The organism is Rhodanobacter sp. OR92, assembly GCF_000427545.1.
Taxonomy (GTDB): Bacteria; Pseudomonadota; Gammaproteobacteria; order Xanthomonadales; family Rhodanobacteraceae; genus Rhodanobacter; species Rhodanobacter denitrificans.
The window spans coordinates 429,378-450,470 of sequence record NZ_ATYF01000001.1; the positions used below are offsets into that span (position 1 = coordinate 429,378).

Annotated in this window: 17 protein-coding genes and 1 pseudogene; 1 reads left to right on the forward strand and 17 read right to left on the reverse strand. The window is 65.5% G+C overall.

Features of this window, described 5'->3' with window-relative positions:
• Positions 1–32: 32 nt before the first annotated feature.
• The 17 genes and pseudogenes from RHOOR92_RS0102190 to RHOOR92_RS0102270 form a co-directional block, all read right to left on the reverse strand.
• Positions 33–359, reverse strand: a complete 327-nt coding sequence (locus RHOOR92_RS0102190; protein WP_008209838.1) for a P-II family nitrogen regulator — start codon at positions 357–359, stop codon at positions 33–35.
• Entirely contained in the window at positions 356–3,490 is a 3,135-nt protein-coding gene (locus tag RHOOR92_RS0102195; protein WP_027489458.1) for a CusA/CzcA family heavy metal efflux RND transporter, read from the reverse strand. The genes RHOOR92_RS0102190 and RHOOR92_RS0102195 overlap by 4 nt, the downstream gene beginning before the upstream one ends.
• Entirely contained in the window at positions 3,490–4,587 is a 1,098-nt protein-coding gene (locus RHOOR92_RS0102200) for an efflux RND transporter periplasmic adaptor subunit (RefSeq protein ID WP_027489459.1), read from the reverse strand. The genes RHOOR92_RS0102195 and RHOOR92_RS0102200 overlap by 1 nt, the downstream gene beginning before the upstream one ends.
• A complete protein-coding gene (locus RHOOR92_RS0102205; RefSeq protein ID WP_027489460.1) occupies positions 4,584–5,747 on the reverse strand; it encodes a TolC family protein in 1,164 nt (387 codons plus the stop codon). The genes RHOOR92_RS0102200 and RHOOR92_RS0102205 overlap by 4 nt, the downstream gene beginning before the upstream one ends.
• Before the next feature lie 212 nt (positions 5,748–5,959).
• Positions 5,960–6,337: a hypothetical protein gene (locus RHOOR92_RS0102210; protein ID WP_231378293.1), complete on the reverse strand. Its 378-nt coding sequence runs from the start codon at positions 6,335–6,337 to the stop codon at positions 5,960–5,962.
• Positions 6,338–6,448: 111 nt separating this feature from the next.
• Entirely contained in the window at positions 6,449–6,790 is a 342-nt protein-coding gene (locus RHOOR92_RS0102215; protein WP_027489462.1) for a hypothetical protein, read from the reverse strand.
• A gap of 131 nt (positions 6,791–6,921) precedes the next feature.
• Complete coding sequence (locus RHOOR92_RS0102220) at positions 6,922–7,272, reverse strand: copper-binding protein (protein ID WP_027489463.1); 351 nt, start codon at positions 7,270–7,272, stop codon at positions 6,922–6,924.
• A complete protein-coding gene (locus tag RHOOR92_RS0102225) occupies positions 7,269–10,448 on the reverse strand; it encodes a CusA/CzcA family heavy metal efflux RND transporter (protein WP_027489464.1) in 3,180 nt (1,059 codons plus the stop codon). The genes RHOOR92_RS0102220 and RHOOR92_RS0102225 overlap by 4 nt, the downstream gene beginning before the upstream one ends.
• Positions 10,445–11,716 (reverse strand): efflux RND transporter periplasmic adaptor subunit, encoded by a 1,272-nt coding sequence (locus RHOOR92_RS0102230; protein ID WP_027489465.1) that lies wholly within the window; start codon positions 11,714–11,716, stop codon positions 10,445–10,447. Before RHOOR92_RS0102230 ends, RHOOR92_RS0102225 begins: the two co-directional genes overlap by 4 nt.
• Positions 11,713–12,939, reverse strand: coding sequence for a TolC family protein (locus tag RHOOR92_RS0102235; RefSeq protein WP_338110204.1), 1,227 nt, complete (start codon positions 12,937–12,939; stop codon positions 11,713–11,715). The genes RHOOR92_RS0102230 and RHOOR92_RS0102235 overlap by 4 nt, the downstream gene beginning before the upstream one ends.
• A 141-nt stretch (positions 12,940–13,080) precedes the next feature.
• Positions 13,081–13,542, reverse strand: a complete 462-nt coding sequence (locus tag RHOOR92_RS0102240) for a hypothetical protein (protein ID WP_027489467.1) — start codon at positions 13,540–13,542, stop codon at positions 13,081–13,083.
• Positions 13,543–13,633: 91 nt separating this feature from the next.
• A pseudogene (locus RHOOR92_RS18390) lies at positions 13,634–14,254 on the reverse strand (cytochrome c); the annotation flags it as partial.
• 9 nt (positions 14,255–14,263) lie between these two features.
• A complete protein-coding gene (locus tag RHOOR92_RS19890) occupies positions 14,264–15,523 on the reverse strand; it encodes a copper resistance protein B (RefSeq protein WP_027489468.1) in 1,260 nt (419 codons plus the stop codon).
• A complete protein-coding gene (locus RHOOR92_RS0102255) occupies positions 15,520–17,289 on the reverse strand; it encodes a copper resistance system multicopper oxidase (RefSeq protein WP_027489469.1) in 1,770 nt (589 codons plus the stop codon). Before RHOOR92_RS0102255 ends, RHOOR92_RS19890 begins: the two co-directional genes overlap by 4 nt.
• Before the next feature lie 580 nt (positions 17,290–17,869).
• Positions 17,870–18,199, reverse strand: a complete 330-nt coding sequence (locus tag RHOOR92_RS0102260) for a hypothetical protein (protein WP_027489470.1) — start codon at positions 18,197–18,199, stop codon at positions 17,870–17,872.
• 111 nt (positions 18,200–18,310) lie between these two features.
• Positions 18,311–18,619 (reverse strand): hypothetical protein, encoded by a 309-nt coding sequence (locus tag RHOOR92_RS0102265; RefSeq protein WP_027489471.1) that lies wholly within the window; start codon positions 18,617–18,619, stop codon positions 18,311–18,313.
• Positions 18,616–19,686 carry a site-specific integrase gene (locus RHOOR92_RS0102270; RefSeq protein ID WP_231378294.1) on the reverse strand — a complete coding sequence of 357 codons (1,071 nt, stop codon included), beginning with the start codon at positions 19,684–19,686 and terminating at the stop codon, positions 18,616–18,618. Before RHOOR92_RS0102270 ends, RHOOR92_RS0102265 begins: the two co-directional genes overlap by 4 nt.
• A gap of 260 nt (positions 19,687–19,946) precedes the next feature.
• Between RHOOR92_RS0102270 and RHOOR92_RS19130 the strand changes: the two genes are divergently transcribed.
• The gene (locus RHOOR92_RS19130) at positions 19,947–20,963 is read left to right on the forward strand and encodes a DNA-binding protein (protein WP_015447591.1); all 1,017 of its coding nucleotides are present in this window, start codon (positions 19,947–19,949) and stop codon (positions 20,961–20,963) included.
• Positions 20,964–21,093: the final 130 nt, after the last annotated feature.

The window sequence follows — 21,093 nt, forward strand, 5'->3', positions numbered from 1 at the left end:
AAGGACGGGCGGGAGTGACCCGCCCGTCTTCTTCATTCAGCCCCTTGACCGTCGATGGGCCACGCCCGATCCACCGTGCTCTGGTAGACCCAGCCGGCCACACTCTGACCGGTGCGCCCGTGCAGGCGGATCAACTGCACCGCCCGTTCGGCCTGATCGTCCTCACAGAACACTTCGAGCTTGATCTGCCGGGTCACCCGTTCGCCCAGTTCCATCGAATAGACCTGTTCCTGGCCGTTGAGCGCGGTCAGCAGACCTTTGACGTCGCTCACCGACAGGTAACGAAACCCCGCTTCTTCCAGCGCATGGATGACGTCGACCACGCGGCCACGATGGATGAAGGCCTTCACTTCTTTCATGGGGTCTTCTCCTTGGCGAGGCGCCGGGCGGCGCGTTCTTCGATCCAGTCGTAGAGCACCGGCAGCAGCACCAGCGTCAGCAAGGTCGAGGTGATCAGACCACCGACCACCACGGTGGCGAGCGGGCGCTGGGTTTCCGCACCCACGCCACTGGAGAGCAGCATCGGCACCAGGCCCAGGATCGCTACGCTCGCGGTCATCATCACCGGGCGCATACGCAGGGCCGTACCGCGGATCACTGCCTCGCGCACAGGCAAGCCTTTCTCACGTTGTTCGTTCAAGAAACTCACCAGCACGATGCCGTTCAACATCGCCACGCCGAACACCGCGATGAAGCCGATGGCCGAGGGTACCGACAGGTATTGCCCGGTGATCGCCAAGCCGACGATGCCGCCGATGGTGGCAAACGGCACGTTGGCCAAGATCAGCGTGGCGTGCTTCACCGAGTTGAACGCGGTGTAGAGCAAGACAAAGATGAAGAAAATCGTCGCCGGCACGATCAGCGACAATCGCTTCAACGCCCGCTGCTGGTTCTCGAACGCGCCGCCCCATTCGCTGTAATAGCCAGTCGGCAACTTCACCTGTTGCGCGATGGCCGCATTGGCTTCCTTGACGAAGCCGTCGATGTCACGACCGCGAACATCCATCTGGATCACCGCATAGCGCTGCAGTTGTTCTCGACGAATGAACGAGTAGCCTTCCGCATCGCTGACCTCAGCCACCTGCGACAGCTGCACCAGTGCGCCGCTGGGCGTGCGGATCGGAATGCGCTTGATCGCCGGCAACGAGGCCTTGTCCGCATCGTCCAGCCGCACGGCGATGTCGAAGCGTTTCACGCCGTCGAGTAAGGTCGTCACCGGCTCGCCGCCGATGCCGTTCTTCACCACGGTGAGCACGTCGTCGGCGTTCAAGCCGTAACGGGCCAGCGCATCGCGATCCACCTTGATGCGGATCTGCGGCTTGCCGATGTTCGCCTCCAGCGCGAGATCGGCGACGCCAGGCACCCCGGCCAACACGTTCTTGATGCGACTGCTCAAGCGATCAAGTTCGCCCAGGTCATCGCCATAGATCTTCAGTGCCAGCGTGGCGCGCACACCCGAGATCAGTTCCTCGATGCGCATCTGGATCGGCTGCGTGTAGCTCACCACCGCGGTGGGCAGCGCCGCCGACAGTTCCTTCTGCATCGCTTCCTCGATGCTTTCCAGCGTCTCGCCCTTGCGCCATTGATCCTTCGGTTTCAGCGGCGTGTACACCTCCATGTAGTTCACATCCGCCGTTTCGCCTTTTTCGGCGCGACCGATCATCGCCAGCGTGGTTTCCACTTCCGGAAACTTTTGTTTGACCAGTGTCGACACTTGCTTGGAGATGGCGATCGATTCGTCCAGCGATGCCGACGGAATCGAGGTAATGCGCCACATGATGGCGCCTTCCTTCAGGTTAGGCATGAACTCCTTGCCGAGGAACGGGAACAGCGCGAGGCTGCCGACCAAGGCTCCGGCGGCGATGCCCAGCACTAGCTTGCGGCGCGCCAGCGCCCAGGCGAGCACCGTGGCGTAGTGGCGTTTCAGGAACGCCACCAGCCAGGTGTCCTTTTCTTCCTTGGGTTTCAACACCAGCGCGGCGAGCACCGGGATCAGCGTCAAGGCGAGAATCAGCGAACCGGCCATCGCGAAGCTGATATTGAACGCCATCGGCTTGAACATCTTGCCTTCCAGCCCTTGCAGGCTGAACAGCGGAAGGAACACCACGATGATGATCCCGATCGCGAACGTCATCGGGTTGGCCACCTCGCGGGCGGCCGCCAGCACAGCCGACGTGCGATCCACTGGGCCGCCATGCGCCTTGCGCTCGGCCATGATGCGGTAGGCGTTTTCCACCATCACCACGGCGCCGTCCACCATCATGCCGATACCGATCGCCAGGCCCGCCAGCGACATCAGGTTGGCCGACAGGCCGACCTGATTCATGCAGATGAAGGCGATCAGCATCGCCAACGGCAACGCCACGACGACCACCAGCGCGCTGCGAAACTCACCCAGGAACAGGAACAGCACCAGTGCCACCAGGATCGAACCTTCCACCAGCGCACGCACCGCGGTGCCCACCGCCGCGTTGACCAGTTCAGTGCGCTCGTACACCGGTTTTACGACCACGCCCGGCGGCAAGGATTGCTTCACTGTGTCGAGCTTGGCCTTGACCGCATCGACCACGCTCTTGGCGTTCTCGCCAATGCGAGCCAGCGCTTGGCCCATCACCACTTCCTTGCCATCGCGCGTCACGGCACCGGTGCGGGGCGCACCCGCCTCGGTGATGGTGGCCACGTCACGCACGTAGACCGGCGTGCCGTCTTCGGTCTTGAGCACGATGTTGCCCAGATCCTTCGCGTTCTGGATCAGGCCCAGTCCACGTACCAGGTACTGCTCGCGGCCGACATCGACGAAGTTGCCGCCGACTTGCGCGTTGTTGGCCTGCAGCGCCTCGATCACCTCTTTGAAGCCAAGCTTGTGCGCGATCAGTTTCATCGGGTCGATGCGCACCTGGAACTGCTTTTCCTGGCCGCCCCATGAGCTGACGTCATCGACACCCGGTGCGGTGCGCAGGATCAAACGGATGGTCCAGTCCTGCAGTGTGCGCAGATCCATGTCGTTCGGTGCCGTACCGGCCGTGGCGCCTTTCAAGGTGCTGTCGGCGCGTTCGACGGTGTACCAGAACACCTGGCCGAGACCGGAGGTGTTCGGTCCCATCTCCGGTTTGCCGTAGCCGGCCGGCAAGCGATCGCCCACCTGCTGCAACCGTTCGTTGACCAGCTGGCGAGCGAAGTAGATGTCCATGCTGTCGTCGAAGTAGACCGACACATAGGACAGCCCGAACAAGCTCACCGAGCGGATCTGCTCCACTTTGGGCAGGCCGGCGAGCGCCGATTCCACCGGCGTGGTGAGGAGTTGTTCGACATCCTCCGCCGCCAGCCCCGATGCCTCGGTGTAGACATTGACCTGCACCGGTGTGACATCGGGAAACGCGTCGATGGGCAGCTGACGCACCGCCTGGAAACCGAGGAAGCCGATCACCACGAAGGCGATCAGCACCAGCGCCTTGTAGCGCAGGGAGAATTCAACCAGACGTTCCAGCATCATTCTTCTCCCAGCTGCGAGCGCAACAAGCGGGCCTTCAAGGCGAAGGCGCCCTTGCGCACGTAGGTGTCGCCGGCTTTGAGGCCTTGCGTGATCACCGTCCAGCCATCCCGCGTGTCGCCGACCATGACCGGCGCCGGCTCGAACTGACCGTTGCCTTTGGCGAGGAACACGGTCGGCTGGTTTTGCAGCAGCACGATCGCTTCGGCGGGAACGGCCAGCTTCGGCACGGCGCTGCCGGCGGCGATGCGCGCTTCGACCAGTTCGCCCGGATGCAACAGATCCTCACGGTTGTCGACTTCGATGCGCACCGGCACCGTGCGCGTGCGCTCGTCGGTCTGATGCGAGCGCTGCACGACCTTGCCGGGGATCGTGGTGTCATGCACGAGGATGCGGGCGTCGGCGTCCGGCTTGACCCGTTCGGCATCGGCCGGCGCCATCTGGGCGACGACCCAGACCGAATCTTCCTTGACCAGGGTGAACAGCGTGCGGCCGGGTTCCACCCGCTCGCCGACCAGAAACTCGTCGGTGGTGACGCGACCGGCGGCGGGCGCGAGCAGCTCGAAGCTGCCATCGGCACCGGCCGAACCCTTGCGCAGCAGGCCACCGATCTGACCGTCGGACAGCCCGTAGGCGCGCAACTTGGCACGCGCCTGGTCACGCTGCACCTTCGCTTCGTTGTAGCGCCGTGCCGAGACCGCCTGCGGCCCCAGCGACGCGATCCGCTGCCAGTCCTGCTCGGCCACGATCAACGCGCCTTGTGTCTCGGCCACCTGCACACTGGAAAGCACCACCAGCGGCGCACCGGCCTTCACCACGTCGCCGAGCTTGGCCTTGCGGGCCAGCACCTGCGATTCCACGCGCGGCGACACCAGCACGGTGGAATACGCATCGGCCTTCACTTCGCCGGGGGCCTTCAGTTCATCGGTCAAGGCACGCGGAGCGGCCTTGTCGAGCACAATCCCGGCGTCCTTGATCGCCTTGGCGTCGAGCGCCAGCGGATTGGCCGGTGCGGGTTCCTGCGCCATGACGGGGCCGCCCAGCGCAGCCAGCAGCACCATGCAGAAAAGGCTGCGTTTCAAAAAAGAGACATTCATCGGGAGATTTCCTGAGTGGGGCCGTCCTGAGTGCGGCCGTCGAGCCAGTCGGTCAGACGGCCCGCAGCGGTGAGGTAGTCGAACCAGGTCTGCCAGGTTTGGCTTTCCAGTTCCTGGCCGGACAAGGCGGTGTCCAGGCTCTGCTTGAGCTGTACGAGGTAATCGGAGGTGCTGATCTCGCCGGCACGCCAGAGCTTCTCTAATAGCGCGGTGCGATCCTCGAAGGCAGCGGCCCGGCCGCTGCGAAAGGCTTCGGTCGCACTGCGCAAGGCGGCGTAGCGGGCTTGTGCTTCCTGCAATCCGGCACGCAGCACAAACTGACGCGAACGCACGCCGGCCGCGGCTGCATCGGCTTCCGCGCGGGCGGCATCGACTTCGGCACGGCCGGTATTGAGCACCGGCAAGGGAATCGACACGCTCAGGCCAATCACCTGATCGGTGCGCGGCCCGCTGCGTACCTGCCCACCGGTCAGGCTGAGCGTGGGATCGGGAATGCGTGCCCGGCGGGCAACCTGCACTCCGGCCTCGGCACTCGCTTGCTGGGCACGGGCCTGTCGCAGTTCGGGCAGTTCATCGACGGGCAACGGCGTAAGACTGCCCGCCGCCGGTGACATACCCTTGGGCAACGGCGGAAGCGCGGCCCCTTGATCGCCACTGATGGCCAGCAACGCGGCACGGGCCGCCGCTTCGTTGCTCGCGAGCGTGGCTTGTTGCACCTGCGCCTCGCCCAAGGCCAAGCCGGCCAGATCGCGTTCGGGACTACTGATGTCGCCGACCTTCAGCCGCTGCGCGGCCAAGTCATCGAAGCGCTGCATCAGCGTGAGGCGATGCTGGCCCAGCTCACTCTGTCGGGCCGCGAGCGCGGCCGTCGACCAGGCTTTCAGCCAGCGGGCGGCGACGTCACGCCGCACCAGGTTATAGGCCGCCTCGGCGGCGCGCAGGTCGGCCTCGCCCTGACTGGCCCGGGCACGACGCTTGCCGGACAGGTCCAATGGCAGACTGATGCCAGCCGTACGCCGATTGACGTCGGCGTTCTCCGCATCGAGTGACAGAGAGGGGTTGTACAGCGGCTGCGCGGCGGCACGTGCACGGGCTTGGGCCGCGTCAAGATCGGCCCGCGCGGCCTGCACCTCGGGGCTGGCTTGCCAGATACGACGCACCGCCGCCTGCAACGGTGATGACGCCAACGCTGTCGGCAGGGGAGCTACCGGTGAGGACGGATGGGTGACGGGTGCGGCACTGAGTATCGCCGCGTACAACAGACACACGGCGCCGATCGGCACCGAACGAAAAACAGACATGAAGCGATCTCCTGAAAACGGTCACGAAGCGATGCACCGCACAGGCGGTGGCGTCGCGTAACGGAGCGGTTTCAGGCGATCGGAGGTCGCAACAGTGAGCCGGTGGTGGCCGGCGTGACCCCCGAATGGAAGGTGAGCGGCGCGAAGTGCGCCTCCATCCGGGCGATGGGAAGCGGTGCACTGGCCGGCAACGTCACCGAATGCGCACAAGCGCAATGACAGCCGCTTCCTTCGCCCAGGAGACAGCTGTTTGCATCGTCAGCCGCTGTCGGGCTGACGGCGGTATCCGCCACCAGGGTGGTCGGGGCAGCCGCGGTCGCCGAAGCGAATCGCATCCCGGCCCCATCGGCCACGCAGATCGACCCGCTGACCAGCTTGATCAGCAGCACCGCCACGGCCAACACCCACAGACCGCGGTGGCGGCGCAGGCGAGTCAGCAGTGATGGCACGGACCGATGCATGCTTCGATCCTAAACGACAGTCGCGCTGTTAGACAATTTCACTTGGCCGCCTGGCCGTCGCGGAGCATGCCGCCTTGGCGGGCTCGTCGTCGCACCCGTTCAGGGCATGGGCCGCGCGTGATCTGCCCACTGCGCCGTGCCCTGGATCAGTTCGGCCCGCACGCAATGCGCGTCCGTGATCGACGTAACGGTGGCTTGCCCGCTCAAGGCGAAGTGTTCAATGGGCACGCCTTTGCTGGGAATCACGTAAGCCACCCGCATGACCTGCAGCCGCGTGCCGACGGCGGACAGTGGCGTAACCCGGTAGCAGATGTCCAGCTGCCGTCCGTTAACATGACCAATCCAGCCGTCGGCGTAAGTATTGGTCGCGTGCGCGATCGTGCCGATGGTCAAGCCCGTGAATAGCAGGGCGGTGGAGAGATACGCAGCATGCGATTTCATCGTTGTACTCCAAAATCATCGGACTACCGTGGACAGGTGCGGCCACAAACCTCACGATGCACGTGGCCGCACTGCCACCCCCGCCGGTCGGCCCCTGCCGGAGGCAAGCGCCGGTTGGCGGCGGTTCCCGATCAACCTGCCGGGCTGATCGCTGTCACCGTGCTGGCCATGCCGCCCGGATGCAGGGTGAACCGCACCTGCTCGCCCACCTTCACCTTTTGCAGTAGCGCCGGCGGGTCGACCTTGAAGGTCATGGTCATCGCCGGCCAGCCGATGGCGGAAATGGCTTGGTGCTGAAGGGTGATCGTGCCTTTGGCGGTGTCGATGGCCTTGACGATGCCTACGCCCTGCGCCTGGGTGGGCTTCGCCGCTTGCATGTCGGCCATGCCGGGCATGTTCGGGTCCATCTGTTGGGCGAACGCGGCGGTCGAGGCCAAGGCCAGCGCGCTGGCGCATGCGAGGGTGAAAACGTACTTCTTCATGGTTGAATCTCCTGGGGTGGATGAAACGTCGGGATGGACTGCGCTGCTTTGCGAAGTCGGTACCGCATCAGCAGACGGAACGCCGCCGGCAGCACCAGCATGGTCAGCAGCGTCGCGGTGACCATGCCGCCGATCATCGGTGCGGCGATGCGCTGCATGACTTCCGAGCCGGCGCCGTGGCCGAGCAAGATCGGCAGCAGGCCAGCGATGATCACCGCCACGGTCATCGCCAGCGGCCGCACGCGCTGCGCGGCGCCTTGGCGGATCGCTTCGTCGAGCGCGTCGACACCGGCCTGCGGATCGAGCGCGAGCTGCCGATCCCAGGCGTGACGCAGGTACAGCAGCATCACCACGCCGAACTCGGCGGCGACGCCGGCCAGCGCGATGAAGCCGATCACCGTGGCTACTGATACCGAATGGCCGAGCAGCCAGATCAGCCACAGGCCGCCGACCAGCGCCAGCGGCACGTTGGCCATGATGAGCGCCGCCTCACTGGTCCGCCGGAACACCGCATAGATCAGCCCGAAGATGATCAGCAATGCCACCGGCACCACCAGCTTGAGTCGTTGCGCCGCGCTGGCGAGGTACTGGAACTGCCCCGACCAGTCCAGCGTGACGCCGGGCGGCAGCGTGACCTGCCGGGCCACCGCGCGCTGCAGCCGGGCGACCACGCCGCCGAGGTTGCTGCTGGCCGTGTCGATGTAGACGTAGGTCGCCAGCTGGCCGTCCTCGCTCTTCAGCATCGACGGCCCCGCCGCAACGGTGATGTCGGCGACCTGGCTCAACGTGAGCTGGGCGCCGTTCGCAGCCACGATCGGCAGCTGCCGCAGTGCCTGCACCGAATCGCGGTCCACCCGCGGGTAGCGCACCACGATCGGAAAACGCTCGCGTCCTTCGATGCTCTGGCCAACCGGATCGCCGCCGACCACCGTGGCGATCAGCTGCTGCACGGCTTCCTGCGTGAGTCCATAGCGTGCCGCCTCGTCGCGGCGGATATGCACGTCGACATAGCGACCGCTGGTCGGACGCTCGGCCACGGCCGAGCTGACCCCGGGCACGGTCTTGGCGACTGCTTCGATGCGATCGGCGACCGTCTGCAGCGTGGTCAGGTCGGTGCCCAGCACCTTGATGCCGATCGGGCTCTTGATGCCGGTGGAGAGCATGTCGATGCGGTTGCGGATCGGCGGCACGAACAGGTTCGTCAGACCCGGCACATGCACGGCCTGGTTCAGCGCGGCCTTGATCTTGTCCATCGTCATGCCGGGGCGCCACTCGCTCTTCGGCTTGAACGTGATGGTGGTCTCGAACATCTCCAGCGGCGCCGGATCGGTGGCGGTGTCGGCGCGTCCCGCCTTGCCGAACACGTGCGCGACTTCCGGCACGGTCTTGAGCATGCGGTCGGTCAGCTGCAGCAACTGCGCGGCCTTGCCGGCTGACAACCCGGGCAGTGCGGTGGGCATGTACAGCAGCGTGCCTTCGTCCATCGCGGGCATGAACTCGCTGCCGAGCTGGCTGAGCGGCACCAGTGCGGTGAGCAGCACCAAGGCGGCCAGCCCCAGCGTGGCCTTCGGAAAACGCAGCACCACGTCGAGGATCGGCCGGTACAGCGCGATCAGGCCGCGATTGATCGGATTGGCGTGCTCGGCACGCAGGTGTCCGCGTACCAGGTAGCCCATCAGCACCGGCACCAGGGTCACCGCCAGCCCCGCGGCCGCCGCCATCGCGTAGGTCTTGGTAAACGCCAGCGGCTTGAACAGCTTGCCCTCCTGGCCTTGCAGCGCGAACACCGGCACGAACGACAGCGCGATGATCAGCAGGCTCACGAACAGCGCCGGACCCACTTCCACGGTGGCCTCGGCGATCAGCGCCCAGCGGGCGGCGCCCTGTGGTTCTTGCCCATCGTGCGCGTCGCGCCAATGCTCCAGGTGCTTGTGGGTGTTCTCGATCATCACGATCGCCGCATCGACCATTGCACCGATCGCGATCGCGATGCCGCCCAGCGACATCAGGTTCGCGGTGACGCCCTGCAGGTTCATCACGATGAAGGCGGTCAACACGCCCAATGGCAACGTGATCACGGCGACCAGCGCCGAGCGCAGGTGACCGAGGAACAGCGCGCAGACCAGCGTGACGACGAGAAACTCCTCCAGCAACTTTCGCCAGACGTTCTCCACGGTGGCGTCGATCAGCTGGGAGCGGTCGTAGGTGGGCACGATCTCGACGCCCGGCGGCAGGCTGCGTTGCAACTGCGCCAGACGCGCCTTCACCGCCGCGATGGTGGCCTTGGCGTTCTGACCCGAGCGCATCACGATGATGCCGCCGACCACTTCGCCCTGGCCGTCCAGTTCGGCGAGGCCGCGCCGGAAGGTCGGACCGCGGCGCACCGTCGCCACGTCGCGCAGCCGCACCGGCACGCCGTTCGCGTTGGCGACGATCGGCACGTTCTCGAAGTCGGCGCGGGTCTTGAGATAGCCCTCGCTGCGCACCATCAGCTCGGCCTCACCCTGCTCGATCACCGAGCCGCCGTTGGCGCCGTTGGCGGCGCGCACGGCATCAACGAGCTGCGCCACGGTGAGGCCGCGCGCGGCCAGCGCCTGCGGATCGGGCACGATCTGCCAGGCGCGGTCCATGCCGCCCAGGGTGGCCACCTCGGCGACACCCGGCACGGTTTTCAGCTGGAAGCGCAGGTTCCAGTTTTGCAGCGCGGTGAGCTGGCCGATGTCGTGTCGACCGGTGCGGTCGACCAGCGCGTATTCGTAGATCCAGCCCAGCCCGGTGGCATCCGGACCCAGTGCGGGATTGACGCCGGCCGGCAGTCGATCGCGCGCCTGGCTCAAATATTCCAGCACGCGTGAGCGTGCCCAGTAGAGGTCGGTGCTGTCGCTGAACAACACATCCACGTAGGAGTCGCCGAAGAACGAATACGCGCGCACCGTGGTCGCGCCGGGCACCGACAGCATGGTGGTGGCCAGCGGATAGGTCACCTGATCCTCCACCACTTGCGGCGACTGGCCGGGGTAGCTGGTGCGGATGATGACCTGGGTGTCGGAGAGATCGGGTAGCGCGTCGATGGACGTATGCCACGCCGAGAACACACCGACCGCCGCCAGCGCCAGCGCGGCCAGCAGCACGAACACGCGATACCGGATCGAAACGCGGATCAGCGCGGCGATCATGGCCGCTGCTCCGGCATGGGCATACCCGGCATAGCGCTACTCGCCGTATGCGCCGGTTCGCTGCTCTGCAGGCGTTGCAACGCGCCAGACAGGCTCGCCTCCGAGTCGATCAGGAACTGGCCAGACACCACCACGCGCTCATCGCTGGAAAGCCCCGCGAGAATCTCTGTGTCGCCACCGGCCGAACGGCCGAGGCGCACCGCCACCGGCCGGAACTGTCCGTTGCCCTCGGCCACGATCACCCGTGGTGTGTCGCTGCCGGTGGCGATCACGGCGCCATCGGGCACCACCAGCTCGGGCCGGGCCGGTGGCGGTTGCAGCTCCACCGTGACGAACTGACCCGGACTCAGCGCGTGATCCGGATTGGGCAGCACGATGCGCGCACGCTGGGTGCGGGTCATCGGGTCGAGGTCGGGCAACAGGGCTTCCACCTGTCCACGAAACACCTGGCCGGGCAGCGCTGTCGCACGCACGGTCACCGGCGTGCCGGTGCGCACCGTCCCCGCCGCGGCCTGCGGCAGCGCCGCCTCCACCCACACCGTGGACAGGCCGTTGAGCGTCATCAGCGTCTGCCCGGCGCCGACTTGCTGGCCTTCGCGCACGTCCAGCGTCGTGACCACGCCGCCCTTCGGCGCGTGCAGGGTGATGTGGCCACCCCGTTCCGAAGCGATGTCCTGCGCGGTCAGGCCCAGCACTTGCAGTCGCTGCCGCGCGGCTGCGCGCAACGCCTGCGCGTCGGCCGAGTGTGCATGCTGCAATGCTCGGTACTCCGAGATCGCACTGCTCCATTGCGGTGCCAGCAGTTCAACCAACGGTTGCCCGGCCTTGACGGTGGTATAGGGCGCGCGCACGTCGAGCTGCTCCACCGTCGCGTCGACGCGCGCACTCACGGTAACGGCATCACGCAGGTTCCAACTCACAGTACCCGGCACCTGGAGCTGGTTTGCCAATACCCGGCGCACCACGGGCGCGGTGCGCACGCCCAGGTTCTGCACGGTGGCCGGGTCGATGTGCACCACGTTCTTGTCGATGCTGCTGTCATCCGCGTACTTGGGCACCATTGGCATGCCCATCGGCGACACGCCGGGGTGGTCGAAGTGCTGCTCGGGCACCATCGTGTCGTACCAGTACAGCACCTTGCGTTGCGCGCCCGCGGACGCGCTGGCCGGCGTCGACGTGGCGCCGACATGGCGCCCACCGACATACCCCAAAGCCAGCAGCACGGCGGCACCCGCCAGCGCACCGATCACGATACCGATCCGTTTCATGGCAGGTTCTCCGAAGACGAAGTGGATTCGGGCAACAGGTAGGCCAAGGCGGCCCAGGCGCGGGCGCGAGCTGCCAGCGCATCGGCGTAGTCGAGGCGCAGCGCGATCTCGTCGCGGCGCGCATCGAGCCACGGTTGCAGCGTGCCGCCGCCGCGGTAGGCGGCCAGCGCCACCCGGCTGCGATCGCGGGCCAGCGGCAGCAGCGCCGTGCGATCGCGTGCGATCTGCCGCCCCCAGCCCTGCCAGGCGGCGACGTCGCGCGCGACGGTTTCGCGTTGCGCACGGCGGGCATCCTCGTGCGCCGACTCGACCGCATCGCGTTGCGCCTGCTTCGCGCTGATGGCGCGGTCTTGCCGGTTGCGGGTGAACAGCGGCAGGCTCACACCCATCTGCACCATCACCATGTCCGACAGATACGGCGCGCGGCGGCCGTAGGTCACGTCCACGCTCCAGTCCGGATGCTTCGAGGCGCGCGCCTGCGCCAGTGCGGCATCGGCCACCTGCTCGCGCGCCTGCCACGCCTGCATTGGCGCCTGCCGATCGGTGTGCTGTTCGAGTTGATCCGGCGCGACCGGCAACTGGTCGAAGTCCGGGGCGTCCGCCAGCGCCGTCGGCGCGTCGCCCAGCCAGCGCTGCAAGGAGGCACGCGCCGCCTGCAACTCCGCGTCGGCCGCCTCGATCCGGTTGGCCAGCGTCAGCGCCTGGGCCTGTGCCGCCAGCACGTCCGCGGCACTGCCGGTGCCGCCGCGCAGCCGCGCTTTGGCGACCTGTACGGCGAGGGTGCTTTCGTCACGCAAGGCATCCAGCAGCGTGCGCTGTTGTGTGGCCGCCCATACGCCGATCCAGGCATCGGCGATGCGCTCACGCACATCTTGTGTTGTAGCGGTGCGCTCGGCCTCGGCAGCGTCGACCTGCGCGGCCGCGAGCGACCGTTCGGCCGTCCGTGCTGCACGCGAGGGGATCGTTTGCATCACGCCGATCGTGCGCATGGTCATCGTGTCCGAGCGCAGGCTGAAGGCGCCCGGGTCGGTGACCGGAAAATTGGAGACGCCGAAGGTCAGCGACGGGTCGGGCAAGCGGCCCGCGCGCACGGACTCCTCGCGCGTCGCATCGAGATCGGCGTTGCGCGCGGTGAGCAGTGGCGTATGGATCACGCCCTGCCGCACGGCGGCGTCGAGCGTCAGGGGTGGCGCACTGGCGGTTTGCGCCGCGGCAACAGTCACCGATCCGCCCAGGATGATAAGCAGCGCCCACGCGCAACGGCGCCGGGCCAAACAGGAAAATAGCATGAGGGTTCACTCCCGTAATCGATCAGGCGTCGCGCCACGCAGGCACGACGGCACCTCGGCGATGGCCGGGAGGCGCTAGATCAACAGGGAGCAGAACAACAGGGTGACCGGTGGCGGCGGCGCACGCAGCCGGTAGTAGCGCTCGGGAACGGAGGTCGCCGGCGTTGGCGGAACGACGAGCGGCAAGGCGGGCGGCAACATCGCAAACAAAGTGGGAGGCACGGTCATGGGCCGCGTGTCGCTGGGTACGGATGCCTGCGCCGCGCAGTGCTGGGCGCACAGAACGTGGTCGCTCGCCGCGTGTTGCATCTCCGGGCAGGTGCCGCGCATGGCGGCATCTCCTGCAACCATGCCCATCGCCATGACCGGCCCCATCAGGGTCGGCGGCATCGTGCAGGCGTACGCCGCCAAGGCCGTCTGCAGACCCAGCATGAACAGCGCACCGACCAGCAGCAGCCCGCGTGTCAGGCGGGCGCGACGAAGCTCACGCAATCGCCATGGGCGCGGTCTGCGTGGCATGAATCGGGTGCGTGCCATGCGAAGTCCGTTACGGATGCGCGTGCCCGTCGCCGGTCGGCTTCGCACCGACCGAGCGGGCCGTTGCAGGCGTCGGTGCGGAAGTCGCATCCTGGCCGGACATGTCCATATCCTTCATGGCCGCCTCACCGTGGGCATGCGCGTCGCCGTCTTCGTGACTGTGGGCGCCACCTTCATCCATGTCCATGTCCTCGTCCGGCGGCGCCTTGGCCACAATCGCCTTGTATTCGGCGGGCGTCATGCCAGGCAGTTTTTCAAGGAAGGCCACCATGCTCCAGATCGTCGGATCGTCGTGGCCCGCCTTGCCCCAGGCGGGCATCGCGCTCATCTTGATGCCGTGCTTGATCACCCAGAAGGCATCCTTCGGATCGACGTGCACCTTGGAGAGATTGGGCGGCTGCGGGTACATGCCGGTCCGCAACTCGGAGTCGTTCACCCCCGGCGAAAGGTGGCAGCCGGTGCACATCGCCGCGTACTGGCCGGCACCTTTCAGGATCAGTTGCGGATCGTCGAGGTTCGGCACGGTCAGATCGTCCGAACGCAAGTGGATCGAGCGGTCGCGTAGGGTTTGCAGCACGGTGAACACAGGCTTGGTGTGATGGTCGTCCGCGCCGATGTTGTACAGGCCGGAATAGACGAACGCGCCGGCGCCGATGGCCAACACGCCCAAGGTGACGGCGACCGTGATGACGTGCGCAGTGTGTTTTTTCATGGGTGTCCCTCAGAACCAGATGCGGACGCCGGCCACGATCTGCCGGTCGAGTACGGGTTGATGATCCTGCCGCGCATAGTCGGCCGTGGTGCCGATGCGGCGAACCCAGTTCACGCCAATGTACGGCGCGAATTGACGATGGAACTCGTAGCGCAGGCGCAGGCCGAACTGCACATCGGATACGCCACTGCCGATGCGTCGTTGCGGATCGTCCTTGCCGTACAGATTGACCTCGGCCTCGGGCTGCAGGATCAATCGCTGGGTGAATAGCAGCTCGTATTCGGCCCGTAGGCGCGCGGCCGTGCGGCCGTTGGTGCCGACGTAGCCGGTCGCTTCCAGCTCGAACCAGTACGGCGCCAGGCCTTGCACGCCGAACGCGGCCCACGTCCGCTTCGGACCTGCGCCTATGTCTTGGCGAGCACCCAGTTGGGTGCTCCAGTAGGTAGCGATGGCGTGGTTCCAGAACGCTTCCAGATCACCATCGTCGAGCTTGCCGCGACTGCGTTCGCCTTCCGTGCGGATCCACAGCTTGTTCTCGTCGTTACCGTACCAGCCTTCGGCCTCCCAGACCTGGCCGTTCGCGTCACGGCCGTGGAACACTTCCAGTTGGTCGATCAGCAGCATGCCTTGCGATGCGTCGTCGAGCATGTGCATACCCAGCATGGGGCCGTAGCCGACGCCGTCGGAATAGTCCGGGCTGCGCGCGTTCGGTGGTGGACTGCCGCCTTGCATCGGGCCCATCGTCATGCCGGGCATCGCGCCCATACCGGCCATGCCACCCTGTGCCTTTGGGGGCATCGCGCCGTGATCCATGCCGACCATGCCAGCGTGGTCCATCCCCTTCATGCCCTCCGGACTCATGCCGGGCATCGAGGCGTGATCCATACCCGACATGTCACCGGTGGGTGCCGCCGACGAAGCCGGCTTGGCGGGCATCGGCATGCCCTGCATCGCACCGTGATCCATACCCTTCATGTCTTGCATGGTGTGGGAGGCTGGAGTTGGCTGTGCAGCGCGGAGTTTCTTCTTGGCTTTCTTGGCGGGCGCTTTCGTCGCGGGTTTCAGCGTGCTGCTCGCGGGAGCCGGCATGGTCATGCCGGGCATGCTGCCGTGATTCATGCCTGACATGGAACTCATATCCATCGGCGACGTGCTGCTGAACGCTGGTGCGCTCTGCGCGGTGGCCACCAATGGCAACGCCAGCAGGAGAGCGGCCAGTAACAGTGACCGATGTGCACGCAATGGGCGGATGCAACGGTTGATCGTCATGACACCACCACCTCACGGAACATGCCCGCTTCCATGTGATACAGCATGTGGCAGTGGTAGGCCCAGCGGCCCAGGTTGTCCGCGCTCACGCCGTAGGCGATGCGCTGAGCTGGCTGCACGTTGATGGTGTGCTTGCGCACCTGGAACTGCCCGTCCGGGTTCTCCAGCTCGCTCCACATACCGTGCAAGTGGATCGGGTGGTTCATCATGGTGTCGTTGACCAGCACCAGGCGTAGCCGCTCGCCGCTGCGGAAATGGACCGGCTTGGCGTCGGAGAACTTCACGCCGTCGAACGACCACATGTAGCGCTCCATGTTGCCGGTGAGGTGCAGCTCGATCTCGCGGCTCGGTTCGCGCGGGTCGATGGAGCCGCCAATCGTGTGCAGGTCGGCATAGGTGAGCACGCGTCGGCCGTTGTCGCGCAGGCCGGTACCCGGGTCATCGAGGTTGGTGCGTGGCATGTCCACGTGCATGTCGACGCCCGGGTTGTGGTATTCGGTGCGGGCGTGATGCACCACCGGTGCGGCAGCTGTTGCCATGCCGCTCATGTCCATGCCGGGCATATCCTGCATCCCGGCCATGCCCGCCATCCCGGACATGCCGCCGTGTCCGCCGCCCTGGGCCATCGCCCCCATCATGTCCACCATGCTCACAGGCATGCGCGGATCCATCGCCGGCACCACCGCCTGCATGCCGGGCCTTGGCGCCAGCGTGCCGCACGCGTAACCGGTGCGGTCGATGGACTGGGCGAAGATCGTGAACGCCCGGTCTTCCTGCGGCTCGACGATCACGTCGTAGGTTTCGGCCACCGAAATGCGGAACTCGTCGACCGGCACCGGTGCCACATCTTGGCCGTCGGCGGAGATCACCGTCAGCTTCAGGCCCGGAATGCGCACGTCGAAGATCGTCATCGACGAACCGTTGATGAAGCGCAGCCGGACCTTCTCGCCGGGCTTGAACAGACCGGTCCAGTTGCCGGCCGGGGCGGCGCCGTTCATCAGGTAGGTATAGGTGTAGCCTGAGACGTCGCTGAGATCGGTGGAGTTCATGCGCATCTGATTCCACATCTTGCGTTCGGCCAGCGCCTGTCGCAGACCCTGTTCACGCACGTCGCGGAAGAACTCGGGCGCGGTGGGTTGCGCGAAGTTGTAGTAATCGCTCTGGCGTTTCAGCGTGGCGAGGATGTGCTCGGGGTTCTGATCCGTCCAGTCGTTGAGCATCACCACGTAATCGCGCGCGGTGGGGTGTCGCTCCGACCCGGCCGGATCGATCACCAGCGAGCCGTACAGTCCGGTCTGTTCCTGGAATCCCGAGTGCGAGTGGTACCAGTAGGTGCCGCTCTGGCGCACCGGGAAACGGTAGGTGAAGGTTTCGCCCGGCGCGATGCCGGGGAAGCTGATGCCCGGCACGCCATCCTCCTGGAACGGCAAGATGATGCCGTGCCAGTGGATCGACGTGGGCACGCGCAAACGATTGGTGACGCGCAGCGTGACCGTGGTGCCTTCCTTCCAGCGCAGGGTTGGCCCAGGGACGCTGCCATTGACGGTGGTGGCCAAGCGCGGGCGCCCGGTGTAGTTCACCGGCGTTTCGGCGATGTCGAGCGCAAAGTCGGTGCCGCTGAGGATGGCAGGTTGCCCCGCAGTGTTCAGCGCCCAGGCTTTTGACGGGCGCAGCAGACCGAGGGCAGCGACGGTGCCGCCGAAGGCGACACCCTGGACGAAACGACGCCGCGACCAGTCCATCGCGGACGGGGGAAGGATTTTCATGGGCCTCTCCAAGGCAGGCGGCATCCTCGTGGCGATGCCGATCACAGCCGATGGCTACGAGGGTCGACACGCGACCGTCGTGAGCCATGCTCATCGAAACGATGGGAGAGTCAGACCGCCGGCGGTCGGAGCGGTGGCGCGTTCGTCCCCGAAGGGGCCGTTATGCCTGAGGGCATCGCGTAGGTTGCCGTCAATGCCATCGAAGCCGGCATCAATGCCGCCCTCGACAGAAGCGCCGTGGCACACATCGCGGCACAGGCGCACTGGCCAACCGCACCGTTGCAGCAGTCCGCCGAGTGATGGCAGCAGGAATCAGCGGCTGTGGACGTGGCCGCGTGATGGCAATGCATGCCGTGTGCTGCGGCCGCGGCGACCATCGTATGCTCGGCCTGAGCATGCGATGCCATCGGCATGCTCATGGGAGCGGCTGCCACGGATTGGATCACGAGCATCAGCCACGCCAACACGCTCATCGCCCGGAGGCGACGAGAACGCGCAAGCTGACGCAACGAGAATCTCATAGAGTGAGCTTACTCGGGCGATCTGGCCCTCTCAACTCTGGAGGTGGGTTCAAGGGGATTCACGGCTTGCTGAAACCCATATGCAAGGTGATTTTGTCGCCGGCTTTCAGGCCGGCCATGGCGGACGGTGGGAAATGCACCTTCAGGGTCATGCCTTCGGTCGTCACCTCGACCACACCGGTCTTCGCATCCGCTGCCGTCACGGTCGCCGGCATCATGTGCATGCCCATCATGTTGTGGTGCATACCCTTCATGTCCGAGTGCATCGCACCCATCTTGTCCATGCCGCTCGTGGGCGTGCTGTCCTGGGCCAAGGCGACACCACTGAGGGCCGATGCGAGCGCCAAGGCGCCAAGCATCGAAAGTAATGATTTGCGTGAAATGGTCATATAGCCGTCCCAACGATGCGTTGCCAGACGCAACAGTGGGAGCGTGCGCCCAATCGTGTGTACGGACGTTGAAATTCTGGCCGATGATCCACTTTGCTGCAGGCCATGGGGTTACACCTTCAAATAATCCTCGCAGGCCACGATCAGTTCGCGTATCTCGGACTCGGTGGCGTCAGGTCGTGCCCGAAGGATGGTGCACAGTTGCGCAATCTGATCGTTATTCGGGATCAACTCCGACGGACTTTCCCACATCCAGTCGATCACGATCGGCAGGAGCTGGGTGGCCGGCAATGTCGCCACCTCCTGGCGGGTGGGTACGTACATACCCATCCAAAAAACCGGGCTATCCAAACCATGGCTTTCCCGGGCAGCCTGGAATGCGCTCGCCGGCATGCCAAAGCGATCGTCGGGGTCAGTCATGGCACATCTCCGTGAGGCACCGAGGTCGCGATGCGTGGTTTGGTGGTACTGGCATGGCGCGCATCTTCTTCCGCATGAACGTAGATCGACGTCGTGCCAATGGAACTGTGGCGGAGGTTCTGCTGAATGTGATGGATGGGTGTGCCGTCCTCGGCCTGGTGCGTGGCGGCCGTATGCCGCAACCAATGCGTCGATGCGCGGCGCACTCGTGTGGCCTTGACCTCATCCTGCCGCTGCAGTGTCTCGGCCACGCGTCGGAAGGTGTCCTTGACGACCTGATAGACCGCCGTGGGCGTCAGCGGGGACGGACGTCCGGCGATGCCCAGAATGGCCGGGATGTTGCCGTCGCCCGAAGGCAACGCGGGCAGTCCGTGGAAGCGCCGATAGCGTGCGAAGTCGTCCATGAGGCCATCGCCCAGGGGAATGGTGCCTTCGACGCCACCTTTCCCCACGGTATGCAGCCACCACCGTCCCCGAAGATGTTGGAAATCACCTTCGCCGGCGGCCGCCGCTTCGGCAGCCCGCAGCGCAGTCTCATAGAGAAAACGAAGCACCCAGCGAGCGCGTTCGTGGCGTTGCCGTTCCCGCGCTGTGTCCTGGGGCCAATCGTCGACGACGCGCAGCACCTCTTCCCAGAGAGCACGGTCCAGATAGCGTTCGATCGTGCGTCGGGTGCCGCGGCGCGCCCGTCGTCGCTGCAGCACAAACGGGCTGCCGGCGAGATAGCCGGCGCGCACGAGGTAGTTGAACAGTCCGGCGAGGATGCCCAGCGCCTGGCGGCGACTGCGCTCGGCCAACGGCCCGACGAACAGTCGTCGATGCTCACCCCGGCGGGCGAGACCGGCATCGCACCAGGTCGCCGGTGGCTGGGCGAGAAACGCCTCATACGCGATCACATCCTCGCGGGTGAGACTGGACACCGGTTTGCCACGCACTTGCGTGGCCCAGAGCAGCAGCCGCTCGGCCTCTTTGCGGTAGCTGCGGAAGGTATGCGGCGAGTCGTGATATTCCGCCAGCCACAGGCCGATGGCGGCCACGTCGTCGTTGGCGGCGATCTGCCGCGCCACGCTGGCCGGGGCTCGGTTGCTTCCGTTACCTCCCGACAGGGCGGGCGGCAAGGTGAGGGGCCACGTCATAAGGCTCAACAAGGGCTCAGTCATGCTTTCCGATGTCCGACACCACGGGAAACGCAGCGTACTGCCAAAAGACTTTCGATTATGGGAGTTATCGTAAATTTCTAGGATTAATCGTTATATATATAATGTAATACTGTGATATACATCTATCGTCACTTCAAAAATTGACCCTCCGAGCGACTGGAAATGCCATGAGCCGCATCAGTGACACCCGCCAACGTACCCGCGAAGCCGCTGCGCAGCTCGTTGCCGACGGGAAGCGGCCCCACGAAATCACCGTCGATCAAATCTACGCCGCCATCCAGCAAGGCAGCCGTACGACGATCAATGACGAGCTAAAACTGTGGAAAGGCGATCGCACGAAGGTTGACGCCCTCGGTGCTGATCTCCCGGCCGCCGTGGCCGATGCCATGGAGGCTCTGTGGGTAGCCGCTGTCGAGCAGGGCCAAGCGGTGTTTGCCGAACAGAGTGGCGCCTTGGAAACTGCCTTGGCGGAGGCCGACCAGCAACGGAATGCAGCCGCGCAAGAGCGCAACATAGCACTGGCGACGGTGGCAGCACTGAGTGAACAATGTGAAACACTCCGGCATCAAGTCGCCGCGCAGCAAGCGCGAGCAGAGACTGAGATTGGCGCGAAGAACCAAGCTCTCCAGGATGGGCAGGAACTACAACAAAGACTCATGGCTTTGCAGGCTGAAACCGCTGAACAAATCGAACGTATCCGGCGAGCTCAAACCGAGCAGGCTGAGGAGTTCCAAGCCTTGATAGCGAGTCGGGATGCGGCTTTTCAGGCCGAACGCGATATAGCGAGCGGACGGCTGGAAGTCGCCCAAGCCCGAATGCTGCAGGAGATCGATGCAGCTCGCGAAGGTCAGCGCCGCGCAGAACAGCAGGCCGGCAAAACGCGAGAGCGGCTGGAGCAACAGCAGGCCAGTTTGGCGGAGCTGCGCTTGGAAGCAGGACATCACCGTCGTGAACTGGCCGAACGTGATACCCGCTTAGAGGCATTGGCCGCTACTGTCGCGGATCGCGATCGGATGGCGGTCGAACTGGCCGCGGCTCGCGGGCAATTGGATGGACTGGGAACGGCGATGCGATCGCTGGAAACTCGGGCGACCACGGCCGAATCGCGTATCAGTGCGCTACTGGCAGAACGGATGTCGCCAGCAATGCCTCGGAAAAAACAGGGCAAGCAGCGCGACGCGTAGGCCTCGTTTGAGGCCTACGCGTCGATTTTACCCATTTCCGGGCACGGTCCCTTCGTGAGCTGCAGCAAGTTCGATCAGCAAAAAGCCACTTCGACTGCGCGGCCGGAGCGGCCTCGGATCACTCCGTGTT